The sequence below is a fragment of the Geodermatophilus sp. SYSU D00758 genome (assembly GCF_054049955.1).
In genome coordinates this window covers 140,612-151,466 of record NZ_JBJGYK010000009.1, presented here as the reverse complement: position 1 = coordinate 151,466, position 10,855 = coordinate 140,612, and the positions used below count along the sequence as shown (strand labels likewise).

Annotated in this window: 12 protein-coding genes and 4 tRNA genes; 12 read left to right on the top strand and 4 right to left on the bottom strand. The window is 76.4% G+C overall.

Annotated features, from left to right (window positions below; translation table 11 throughout):
* The first annotated feature begins 478 nt into the window (after positions 1-478).
* Positions 479-1,075, top strand: coding sequence for a dephospho-CoA kinase (gene coaE, locus ACI8AC_RS09125; protein ID WP_456897312.1), 597 nt, complete (start codon positions 479-481; stop codon positions 1,073-1,075).
* 76 nt (positions 1,076-1,151) lie between these two features.
* Here the strand turns inward: coaE and ACI8AC_RS09120 are convergent.
* The 4 genes from ACI8AC_RS09120 to ACI8AC_RS09105 form a co-directional block, all read right to left on the bottom strand.
* A tRNA-Val gene (locus ACI8AC_RS09120) sits at positions 1,152-1,223 on the bottom strand.
* A 47-nt stretch (positions 1,224-1,270) separates the two neighbouring features.
* Positions 1,271-1,341, bottom strand: a tRNA-Cys gene (locus ACI8AC_RS09115).
* A 41-nt stretch (positions 1,342-1,382) separates the two neighbouring features.
* Positions 1,383-1,455, bottom strand: a tRNA-Gly gene (locus ACI8AC_RS09110).
* Positions 1,456-1,524: 69 nt separating this feature from the next.
* On the bottom strand, positions 1,525-1,971 hold the full coding sequence (locus tag ACI8AC_RS09105) for an SsgA family sporulation/cell division regulator (protein WP_456897311.1): 447 nt from the start codon (positions 1,969-1,971) through the stop codon (positions 1,525-1,527).
* Between the two features lie 125 nt (positions 1,972-2,096).
* On the opposite strand from ACI8AC_RS09105, the gene ACI8AC_RS09100 reads away from it, so the two are divergent.
* The 11 genes from ACI8AC_RS09100 (at position 2,097) to ACI8AC_RS09050 (ending at position 10,851) form a co-directional block, all read left to right on the top strand.
* Complete coding sequence (locus ACI8AC_RS09100; RefSeq protein WP_456897309.1) at positions 2,097-2,741, top strand: sigma-70 family RNA polymerase sigma factor; 645 nt, start codon at positions 2,097-2,099, stop codon at positions 2,739-2,741.
* The gene (locus ACI8AC_RS09095) at positions 2,738-3,673 is read left to right on the top strand and encodes an anti-sigma factor domain-containing protein (RefSeq protein ID WP_456897307.1); all 936 of its coding nucleotides are present in this window, start codon (positions 2,738-2,740) and stop codon (positions 3,671-3,673) included. The genes ACI8AC_RS09100 and ACI8AC_RS09095 overlap by 4 nt, the downstream gene beginning before the upstream one ends.
* Positions 3,674-3,699: 26 nt before the next feature.
* On the top strand, positions 3,700-4,161 hold the full coding sequence (locus ACI8AC_RS09090) for a TIGR02611 family protein (protein WP_456897305.1): 462 nt from the start codon (positions 3,700-3,702) through the stop codon (positions 4,159-4,161).
* 27 nt (positions 4,162-4,188) lie between these two features.
* Positions 4,189-4,260: transfer RNA gene (locus ACI8AC_RS09085), tRNA-Val, on the top strand.
* A gap of 86 nt (positions 4,261-4,346) precedes the next feature.
* Positions 4,347-4,730 carry an HNH endonuclease gene (locus ACI8AC_RS09080; RefSeq protein ID WP_456897303.1) on the top strand — a complete coding sequence of 128 codons (384 nt, stop codon included), beginning with the start codon at positions 4,347-4,349 and terminating at the stop codon, positions 4,728-4,730.
* Between the two features lie 10 nt (positions 4,731-4,740).
* Positions 4,741-5,307, top strand: a complete 567-nt coding sequence (locus tag ACI8AC_RS09075) for an MOSC N-terminal beta barrel domain-containing protein (protein ID WP_456897301.1) — start codon at positions 4,741-4,743, stop codon at positions 5,305-5,307.
* Between the two features lie 56 nt (positions 5,308-5,363).
* Entirely contained in the window at positions 5,364-7,421 is a 2,058-nt protein-coding gene (gene thrS / locus ACI8AC_RS09070) for a threonine--tRNA ligase (protein ID WP_456897300.1), read from the top strand.
* A complete protein-coding gene (locus ACI8AC_RS09065) occupies positions 7,418-7,996 on the top strand; it encodes an HIT family protein (RefSeq protein WP_456897298.1) in 579 nt (192 codons plus the stop codon). Before thrS ends, ACI8AC_RS09065 begins: the two co-directional genes overlap by 4 nt.
* A 1-nt stretch (position 7,997) precedes the next feature.
* Complete coding sequence (gene pgsA / locus ACI8AC_RS09060; protein WP_456897296.1) at positions 7,998-8,645, top strand: phosphatidylinositol phosphate synthase; 648 nt, start codon at positions 7,998-8,000, stop codon at positions 8,643-8,645.
* Positions 8,642-9,625, top strand: coding sequence for a phosphatidylinositol mannoside acyltransferase (locus tag ACI8AC_RS09055; protein ID WP_456897294.1), 984 nt, complete (start codon positions 8,642-8,644; stop codon positions 9,623-9,625). Before pgsA ends, ACI8AC_RS09055 begins: the two co-directional genes overlap by 4 nt.
* A complete protein-coding gene (locus ACI8AC_RS09050; RefSeq protein ID WP_456897292.1) occupies positions 9,625-10,851 on the top strand; it encodes a glycosyltransferase family 4 protein in 1,227 nt (408 codons plus the stop codon). Before ACI8AC_RS09055 ends, ACI8AC_RS09050 begins: the two co-directional genes overlap by 1 nt.
* The last annotated feature ends 4 nt before the right edge of the window (positions 10,852-10,855 follow it).

Sequence of the window (10,855 nt, the reverse complement as noted above, 5' to 3'; positions counted from 1 at the left end):
GCGGATCTGGATGCGCTCCTCGATACCGAGGACCGCCGCCTCGGATCCGGCGGTGGGGGGGGGGGGCGGCGGGCGCGGCGCCGCCGCCCCGGCGCGGGGCGCGCCCCCCCCCGCCCCCCCCCCCCCCCGCCCGCCCCCCCCCCCCCCCCCCCCCCCCCGACGAGAGCCAGCGCAGGAAGGCGCTGCGGGGGCGGACGGCGGCGTTGTGCTCCATCCGGGCCCGGACGCCCGGCAGGTCGGTGACCCGCACCCCGCCCGAGCGCTCGATCCGGTGCCGGCCCCGGGAGGCCGGGGTCGACGAGGGGGCCGCGGGAGCCGTGACGGACATGTCTGCTGGTCCTGCCTCTCTCGGCGTCGGGGAGGTCGCCGGGACAGAAGTTAGGTCTGGTGACGCATGTGACTGGAGCGACGCGCCGGGCTGGACGGGCACGTGTTACCCGTCCGTGATGGGGATCGGCGTGCTGGCTACTGTCCGTGCATGCTGCGGATCGGGCTGACCGGTGGGATCGGGTCGGGGAAGAGCACGGTGGCCGGGCTGCTGGCCGCCCGCGGGGCGCAGGTGGTGGACGCCGACGTCCTCGCCCGCGAGGTGGTCGCCCCGGGCACCCCCGGCCTGGCGGCGGTGGCCGCCGAGTTCGGGGACGGGGTCCTCACCGCCGACGGGAACCTGGACCGGCCGGCGCTCGCCGCGCTCGTGTTCGCCGACCCGGCGGCCCGTCAGCGCCTCGACGGCCTCGTGCACCCGCTGGTGCGGGCCCGCGCCGCCGAGCTGGTCGCGGCCGCCCCGCCGGACGCCGTCGTCGTCCAGGACGTACCGCTGCTCGTGGAGACCGGTCAGGCGGCGTCCTACGACCTCGTGCTGGTCGTCGAGGCCGACCTGGCGACCCGGCTGGCCCGGCTGGCCGAGCGCGGTGTGCCGGAGGCCGATGCCCGGGCCCGCATCGCGGCGCAGGCGACCGACGAGCAGCGGCGTGCGGTGGCCGACGTCGTCCTGGACAACAGCGGGTCGCTGGAGGACCTCGCCGCCCAGGTCGACCGGTTCTGGGCCGAGTGCGTCGAGCCCGCGGTGCGGTGACCCCTCGTGCGACGCGGGCAGGCCCCGGGGGACGGCGGGAGGCCCGGGTCTCGGCGACCCGGGCCTCCCGGTGCTGTGGGCGATACTGGGTTCGAACCAGTGACCTCTACCGTGTCAAGGTAGCGCTCTACCACTGAGCCAATCGCCCGACCCGGCCGGTCGGCCGGAGCGCTCCACCGCGTCGGCGGCGCGCCGAGGTGGAGACGGGATTTGAACCCGTGTAGACGGCTTTGCAGGCCGTTGCCTCGCCTCTCGGCCACTCCACCGCACAAGAGCGCCGGTCTCGCGACCAGCGCCCGAGGTCCCGAGCGGACGACGGGATTCGAACCCGCGACCCTCACCTTGGCAAGGTGATGCTCTACCAGCTGAGCCACGTCCGCGTTGCTGTCTTACGGGGAGAACCATACCCGACCCGGCGGCGGGGTCTCGACGGGGGGCCCCCGGGGGGCTCAGCGGGCCCCGGGATCCGCCCCGCCGCCGGACAGCAGGGCGGCCAGCTCGTCGTCGACGGACAGCACGGCGGACTCCTCGCCGCTGGGCACGGCCGCCTCGGTGAGCTGCAGGAAACCGGCCACGGCGGCGCGGGAGACCTCGAACAGCGCCTCGCCGGAGGGTGCGCGCAGGTGCAGGAAGAGGACGTCGCCCGCCGACCGGCACGGCCACAGCCGGACGTCACCCTCCCCGGCCGGCCGCTCGAGGCCGGCCTGCAGCAGGTCCCGGGCCACCAACCAGCAGATGCCCTCGTCACCCTCGATGCCGTCGCCGAACGTGATGCGCACCGCGTACGGGTCGGAGACGTCGTAGCCGAGGACCGCGGGCACCTCCGTCCAGGACTGCGGACCGATCAGGTGGAGGGTCGTGGGGGACGTGTACCCGGGGGTGGAGCGGCTGGCCATGATCCCTGCGCGACCTTCCCTGTCGGACGAGCCCTGCGGTGTGTTCCGCCTGTGGGCACCCTGGATGCCCGTTCTGGACCCGGCTGAACCGCCGACTCTGCCAGTCGCGAACCCGTCATGTGACGATGGGACGCGTGAGCCGTCCGGCACGGCGTCCGGGGGAGGACCCCGGGGACGCCGACCTCCTCCTGCGGATGCGCGCCGGTGACCGGACGGCGGTCGACGACCTCTACGACCGGTACGGCCGGCGGGCCTTCGCGCTGGCCCGGCGGGTCCTCGCCGACGACGTCCTCGCCGAGGACGTGCTGCAGGAGGTCTTCGTCGGCATCTGGCGCGACGCGTCGGCCTTCGACCCCGCGCAGGGCGGCTTCTCCTCGTGGCTGCTGGCGGTGGTGCACCACAAGGCCGTCGACGCCGTCCGCCGCGAGGAGTCCCAGCGCCGCCGCCGGGCGCGGGCCGAGCAGGACCTCGCCCTCGCCCTGCCGGGCAGCGCCCAGGACGTGGAGGACGACGCCTGGCAGCGGCTGGTCTCCGAGCGGGTCCGCGACGCGCTCGGCGCGCTCCCGGACGCCCAGCGCGAGGCGCTGACGCTCGCCTACTACGGCGGGTACACCCAGCGGGAGGTGGCGGCGCTGACCGGCACACCCCTGGGGACGGTGAAGACCCGGATGCTGGCGGGGATGCGGCGGCTGCGGCGGGAGCTCGGCGGCGTGCCGGGCGTCGCCCCCGGGGCGCTCGGCGCCGCTCCCGTCGAGGGGTCGGGCCGGTGACCGGGCCACGGGGTGCCGGGCACCGCGCGGGGGACCACGAGGGGTACGACGAGCTGGCCGTCGGCTGGGCGCTGCACGCGCTGGAGCCGGAGGACGAGGACCGCTTCGGCCTGCACCTGCCCGGCTGCCCGCGCTGCCGGGAGACCGTCGCGGAGGCCACCGAGGTGATGGGGGCACTGTCCGCCGACCTGCCGCAGGCCCGCCCCTCCGAGGCCCTGCGCGCCCGGCTGCGTGCCGCGGTGGACGAGACCGGGCAGCTGCCCCCGGCCCCGGCCGCCGTCCCGCCGCCGGCGCCCCCGTCGCACCCACCGCGGCCGGACGTGCCCGCCGCGCCCGCCGCGGCCGAGGACCCCGGGGCGCCGGAGGGCCCGCGGGCGGCCACCGGCTTCCCCGGTTACCTGCCGGCCCCGCTGCCGGCCGGGCCGCCGCGGCCGGCGCTGCGGACGCCCTGGCGGCGGGTGCTGCCCAACGCGCTGGCCGCGGTCGCCGTGGCGGCCATCCTCGCCCTGGGCACGTGGAACGTGGTGCTCAGCACCGCCCGGGACGACGCCCGGGAGGCCGCCGACCGGCAGGCGGCCGTCGTGGACCAGCTGCTGGTCCCCGGGGAGGCGACCATCACGTCCCTCTCGGGCGACGACGGCGGGCCGCTGGCCACGGTCGTGGCGCGCCCGGACCGCGTCCAGGTGGTCACCCACGGTCTGGAGGTCAACGACGAGGCCGCCCAGACCTACGTCGTGTGGGGGATGGGGGAGGGCGACCCCCGCCCGCTGGGGACGTTCGACGTGGTCACACCACGGATGGACCTGCACACCGTAGGCTCGGCGTCGACCGGCCTCGACGCCTTTCCCGAGTACGGGATCAGCCTCGAGCCCGGTCGGCAGGCTCCGTCGGACCCGACGGGGATCGTCGCGACCGGGCAGGTGACCAGCTGAGCGCACCGGAGACCGAGGTGCCCCCCGTGCGGGAGCGCCGTCCCCACCAGACCGCCGAGCAGCTGCGCGAGCGGTTCGACGAGGACGGCATCCGCAGCCTGCGCGAGCGGGTCGCCGGCACGCGCTGGCGGCGGCGGCTGGCCGCCCGGCGGGCGCTGGACCACGCCTACCGCGTGGGTGTGGGGGTCGTCGGCGGCCTGGTCGTCGCGCTCGGGCTCGTCACGATCCCGCTGCCCGGCCCGGGCTGGCTCACGGTCATCGCCGGCCTGTTCGTCCTGGCGTCGGAGTTCTTCTGGGCTGAGCGGCTGCTCGACTTCACCCGGCGGCACGTGCGGTCCTGGACCGAGTGGCTCGGCCGGCAGCCGGCCTGGGTCCGCATGGCGGTCGGTGCGGGGACCGCGGCCTTCGTCTACGGCGTCCTGGTGGTCACCCTCCACCTGACCGGCGTGCCGGACTGGGTGCCGGGGTGGGTGCCGCTCTGGCGGTGAGCGTCTGGCACAATGGGAGACGCAGCCGGGCGATTGGCTCAGTGGTAGAGCGCTTCGTTCACACCGAAGAGGTCACTGGTTCGAACCCAGTATCGCCCACCGCACCGGGAGGCCCGGGTCGCCGAGACCCGGGCCTCCCGGCGTCTGCGGGCGGCGCCGCGCCGTGCGGGGGAGGATGGACGGCGATGGCCCTCGACCGCGCCGCCCGGCTCGCCGCCGCCGAGCGGGACGGCCCCACCTGCATCTGGTGCGGCCGGGAGCTGACCGGGCCGGTGGCGCCCACCACCGAGCACGTCGTGCCGCGGGTCAAGGGCGGCCCGTCGTGGCTGGAGAACGAGGTCGCCGCCTGCCGGCGGTGCAACGCCGCGCGCGGGCACACGGCGCCGGTGGAGTGGCTCGAGGAGTGCACCCGGCGGGGCTGGGCCCCCGACGAGGCGCGGCTGGGCCGCGTGCTGGCCGACCTCGCGGCCGCCATCGCCGAGCGCGGCGGGCAGCGGCGCGCCCGGCCCTACCTCGACGCACAGCTGCGCCGACTGCGCCGCCGCGGCCCGGCCGCCGCCGGTGCGTAGCGTGGCCACCATGCAGGCGGGCACGGTCGAGCAGGTCGTCGTCTACCCGGTCAAGTCGCTGGCGGGCAGCAGCCGGCCGGCCGCCGAGGTGGGACCCGACGGGCTGGCCGGCGACCGCGCGTGGATCCCCGTCGACGCGGCCAGCGGGGCCGCGCTGCGGGCCCGCGACGTCAGGGGTCTGCGCGACCTGGCCCCCTCCGGCGACCCGGACCGCGACGCGGCCGCGCTCACCGGTCTCGCCGGCGCACCGGTCCGGCTCGAGCCGCGGACCGGGCCCGCGGGTGCCGCCGTCCACCTGGTGTCCCGGCGGGCACTGGAGCTCGCCGCGGCCGGTGAGGTGCCCGAGGGCTGCGCCGCCGAGAACCCCCGCGCCAACCTGGTGCTGGCCCTGGGGGCCGGCGGCGACGAGCGGGCCTGGGTCGGCCGGAGGTTGCGCGTCGGCGGCGCGCTGCTCGAGGTGAGCCGGTTGCCCAAGCACTGCCTGGGCGTCTACGCCGAGGTGCTGCGGCCGGGCACCGTGGCCGTCGGCGACCCGGTCGTGGTCGAGGACGCCGGGGCGGCGGTCGTCCCGGGGTGAGGGGCGCCGCGCACTAGGCTCGGGGGGTCCGTCTCGCCGTCCCCAGGAGCGCTCTCGTGTCCACCCCGCCCCCGTCCACCGCCGCCGCGCCCGTCCGGGTGCCGGCCGGGACCACGGCGCAGCAGGCGCTCAAGGACGCGGGGGTGCCGCTCAAGGGCGCCGACGGCGCGGTGGTGGTGCGCGACCTGGTCACCGGCGAGCTCCGGGACCTCGCCTGGGCGCCGGAGGCCGAGGCCGAGGTCGAGCCGGTGCCGGCCGCCAGCCCCGACGGGCGGGCGGTGATCCGGCACTCGACCGCGCACGTCCTGGCCCAGGCCGTGCAGGACCTCTTCCCCGGCACCCGGCTGGGCATCGGCCCGCCGGTGGAGAACGGGTTCTACTACGACTTCGACCCCGAGCGGCCCTTCACCCCCGACGACCTGCGGGCGCTGGAGAAGCGCATGCAGGAGATCGTCAGGGCCGGCCAGCGGTTCTCCCGGCGGGAGATCGCCGACGCCGACGCCGAGGCCGAGCTCGCGCACGAGCCGTACAAGCTGGAGCTGATCGGGCTCAAGGGGGGTGCCGGGGAGGCGGCCGAGGGCGCCGACGTCGAGGTCGGCGGCGCCTCGCTCACCATGTACGACAACCTCGATGCGCGCACCGGCGAGCGGGTCTGGACCGACCTGTGCCGCGGCCCGCACGTGCCCCGCACCAGCAGCATCCCGGCGTTCAGCCTCACCCGCTCCGCGGCGGCCTACTGGCGCGGCAGCGAGAAGAACCCGCAGCTGCAGCGGGTGTACGGCACCGCGTGGGAGAGCCGGGAGGCGCACAAGGCGTACCTGGAGCAGGTCGCCGAGGCCGAGCGGCGCGACCACCGCCGGCTGGGCGCCGAGCTGGACCTGTTCAGCTTCCCCGACGAGATCGGCTCCGGGCTGGCGGTGTTCCACCCCAAGGGCGGCGTCATCCGCCGGGAGCTGGAGGACTACAGCCGGCGGCGGCACGAGGAGGCCGGCTACTCCTTCGTCAACACCCCGCACATCACCAAGGGGCAGCTGTTCGAGACCTCCGGCCACCTGCAGTGGTACGCGGAGGGCATGTACCCGGCGATGCACCTCGACGAGGAGCGCGACGCCGACGGGAACGTGCGGCGGCAGGGGCAGGACTACCACCTCAAGCCGATGAACTGCCCCATGCACAACCTGGTCTTCCGCTCGCGCGGCCGCTCGTACAAGGAGCTGCCGCTGCGGCTGTTCGAGTTCGGCACGGTGTACCGCTACGAGAAGTCCGGCGTGGTGCACGGCCTCACCCGGGCCCGCGGGTTCACCCAGGACGACGCGCACATCTACTGCACCCCGGAGCAGATGCAGGGCGAGATCCGCTCGCTGCTGCAGTTCGTGCTCGACCTGCTGGCCGACTACGGGCTCTCCGACTTCTACCTGGAGCTGTCCACCCGGGACCCGGAGAAGTCGATCGGCAGCGACGAGGACTGGCAGCGGGCGACCGACGCGCTGCGGGAGGCGGCCGAGGCCAGCGGTCTGGAGCTGGTCCTCGACCCGGGCGGCGCGGCGTTCTACGCGCCGAAGATCTCCGTGCAGGCGCGCGACGCGATCGGCCGCACCTGGCAGATGTCGACCATCCAGGTCGACCTGATGCTGCCGGAGCGCTTCGACCTCGAGTACACCGCCGCCGACGGCAGCCGGCAGCGGCCGGTGATGATCCACCGCGCCCTGTTCGGCTCCATCGAGCGCTTCTTCGGCGTGCTCACCGAGCACTACGCCGGCGCCTTCCCGGCCTGGCTGGCGCCGGTGCAGGTGGTCGGCATCCCGGTCACCGACGAGCAGGTGCCCTACCTGCGCGACGTCGCGCTCCAGCTGCGGTCGCGGGGCATCCGGGTGGAGGTCGACGACTCCGACGACCGGATGCAGAAGAAGATCCGCACCGCCAGCAAGCAGAAGGTGCCCTTCGTCCTCATCGCCGGGGCCACCGACGCCGAGGCCGGCGCGGTCTCCTTCCGGTTCCGCGACGGCAGCCAGCACAACGGCGTCCCGGTGACCGACGCCGTCGAGGCGGTGGCGCGCTGGGTCGCCGGGCGGCGCAACACCGATCCCACCGCCGAGGCGCTGGGGGCGCGATGACCGGGCCGGGGGAGAGCTACCGCGTCGACGTCCCCAGCGACGACGGGGGCCCGGCCGCGGTCTTCGAGCACCTGTGGACGCCGTACCGGATGGCCTACATCCGCGGGGAGAACAAGCCCACGGGGGCGCACGACTGCCCGTTCTGCCTCATCCCGCGGATGGACGACGAGGAGGGGCTGGTCGTCGCCCGCGGCCGACGGGTCTTCGCCGTCCTCAACCTGTACCCGTACAACGCCGGCCACGTGATGCTGGTCCCGTACCGGCACGTGCCCGACTACACCGACCTGACCACCGACGAGGTCGCCGAGCTCGGCGAGTTCACCCAGACCGCCATGCGGGTGGTCCGGGCGGTCTCGGGGGCGCACGGGTTCAACATCGGGATGAACCAGGGGTCGGTCGCCGGCGCCGGGATCGCCGACCACCTGCACCAGCACGCCGTCCCGCGATGGGGTGGCGACACGAACTTCATGCCGGTCATCGGCCTGACCCGGGTGCTGCCGCAGGTGCTCCGGGAGACGCGGGCGCTGCTCGCGGCCTCCTGGCCGTCCGGCGACGGGCCGGCGCGGGAGGCCTGACGTGCTCGGCGGGAACGCGCGCGCCGCGGTCGGCCGGTTCTGGGCGCCGGTGGCCGCGCGGCTGCTGCGCCTGGGCGTCACCGCCGACACCGTGACCGTCACCGGGACGCTCGGTGCCATCGCCGGATCGGTGCTGCTCATCGCCACGGGGCAGCTGTTCTGGGGCGCCTTCACCGTGACCCTGTTCGTGCTGCTGGACATGCTCGACGGCGCGCTGGCCCGGGCCCGGGGCGGGGGGTCGCTGTTCGGCGCGGTGCTCGACTCCACCGGCGACCGGGCCGCGGACGCCGCCGTCTTCGGCGCGCTGGTCTGGTGGTTCTCGGGCGCGGGGGACGACCGGCTGCTCGTGCTGCTGGCCCTGCTGTGCCTGGTGCTGGGGGTGCTCACCTCCTACGTGAAGGCCCGCGCCGAGGGGCTCGGCCTGACCTGCGACGTCGGCGTCGTCGAGCGCACCGAGCGGCTCATCCTCGTGCTCACCGGCACCGGCTTCGCCGGCCTCGGCATCCCCTACGCCCTGCACGTGGCGCTGTGGCTGCTGCTGGTCGGCAGCGCGGTCACCGTCGGCCAGCGGTTCGCCGCCGTCCGCCGCCAGTCGCGCGGCCGGCCCCTGCCGGCCGCGCCGTCGCCCCCGCCGGGCAGCCCCACGTGAGGGGGCCGGCGTCCCCGCCGGCCGCGCCGGCGCCGGTGCTGCCCGCCCCGGCGCCCGGGCGGCGCGCCCGCGCGGCGGCGCGGGCGACCGACCTGGGCTACGCCGCCGGCTGGCGCGCCGTCCGGCTGCTCCCCGAGCCGGTGGCGGTCGCGGCGTTCGACGCCGGCGCCCGCTGGGCGGCCGCGCGGGACGGCCGGGCGGTGCGCCAGCTGCGCGCCAACCTGCGGGTGGTCACCGGCGGCCGGCTGGACGACGCCGCCCTCGACGACCTCACCCTCCGCGGGCTGCGGTCCTACGCCCGGTACTGGCAGGAGGCGTTCCGGCTGCCCTCGCTGGGCCCCGCGCGGATCCTCCGCGACACCGTCGCCTCGGGCGTCGAGCACTTCGAGGCGGCCCGGGCGGCCGGCCGCCCCGTCGTCGTGGCCCTGCCGCACAGCGGCAACTGGGACGCCGCCGGCGTGTGGTTCGTCGACTGGCTGGGCGGCCCGTTCATGACCGTGGTCGAGCGGCTGCAGCCGGAGTCGCTCTACCGCCGGTTCCTGGCCTACCGCGAGTCGCTGGGCATGCGGGTGACCCCCCTCACGGGCGGCCCGCGGCCCGGCTCCGCGGTGCTCCAGGAGTGGCTGGGCGCCGGCCGCTCGGTGTGCCTGCTCGTCGACCGCGACCTCTCCGCGGGCGGGGTGCCGGTCCGGTTCTTCGGCCACGGCACCACGATGCCCGGCGGGCCGGCGCTGCTGGCCGCGCGCACGGGGGCCGCGCTGCACCCGGCCGTCTGCCAGTTCGACGGCCGCGGCTGGCGGTTCGTGGTGCACCCCGAGGTCCCGGTCGCCGGGGAGGGCCGGCTGCGCGACCGGGTCGCGCGGGCGACCCAGGACGTCGCCGACGCCTTCGCGGCGACGATCGCCCGCCGGCCCGAGGACTGGCACGTGCCGGGCCGGATCTGGGCGGACGTCCCGCCGGACCCCGCGGGGCGCGCCTGATGCGCATCGGCCTGGTCTGCCCCTACCAGTGGGACGTCCCCGGCGGCGTGCAGTACCACGTCCGCGACCTCGCCCAGACGCTGCGCGGGATGGGGCACCACGTGGAGGTGCTCACCCCGGCCGAGCGCGAGGAGTCCCTGCCGCCGCAGCACGTGACCTGGGCGGGGCGGACCGTCCCGGTCCCGTACAACGGCTCGATGGCCAGCGTGCAGTTCGGCCCGGTGTCGGCCACGCGGGTGCGCCGGTGGCTGCGCGAGGGGCACTTCGACGTCGTGCACGTGCACGACCCGGCCCCGCCGTCGATCGGCCTGCTGGTCTGCATGATCGCCGACGGGCCCATCGTGGCCACCTTCCACGCCGCGACCACCCGCTCGAAGTGGCTCGCCGCGTGGGGGCCGGTGATCCGGCCGTGGCTGGAGAAGATCAGCGGCCGGATCGCGGTCTCCGACTTCGCCCGGCGGGTCCAGGTCGAGCACCTCGGCGGGGACGCGGTGATCATCCCCAACGGCGTGCACGTCGGCGCCTTCGCCTCCGGGCCGACGCTGCCGGGGCACGCCCGCGGCGTGGACGGGCCGACCATCGGCTTCCTCGGCCGCTACGACGAGCCGCGCAAGGGGCTGCCGGTGCTGCTGGAGGCCATGCCGGCCGTCGTCCGCCGGCACCCCGGCGCGCGGCTGCTCATCGCCGGCCGGGGGGACCCCGACGAGGTGCGCGACCTCGTCCCCGACGACCTGCGCCCCCACGTGGCGCTGCTCGGCGAGCTCAGCGAGGCCGACAAGGGGGCGTTCCTGCGCTCGGTCGACGTCTACTGCGCGCCCAACCTGCTGGGCGAGTCCTTCGGGATCATCCTCATCGAGGCCCTCGCCGCGCGCGCCCCCATCGTCGCCAGCGACCTCGACGCCTTCGCCCAGGTCCTCGAGGACGGCGCGGCCGGTGTGCTGGTCCGCCGCGGCGACCCCCGGGCGCTGGCCCTGGCGCTCGGCGACCTGCTGGCCGACCCGGCGCGGCGCGCCGCCCTCGCCGCGACCGGGGCGCGGGTGGCCGCCGGGTACGACTGGTCGGTGATCGCGCAGCGGGTGCTGGCCGTGTACGAGACCGTCGTCCTCCCCGGGGCCGGGGCGGTCACCGCCGCGGAGGACGACGCGCTGCCGGGCCTGACGGCCGACGACGACGAACCCGCGACGGCCCGCGCGCGGGCGGCACTGCGCCGGTGGGTGGACCGCTAGCCTG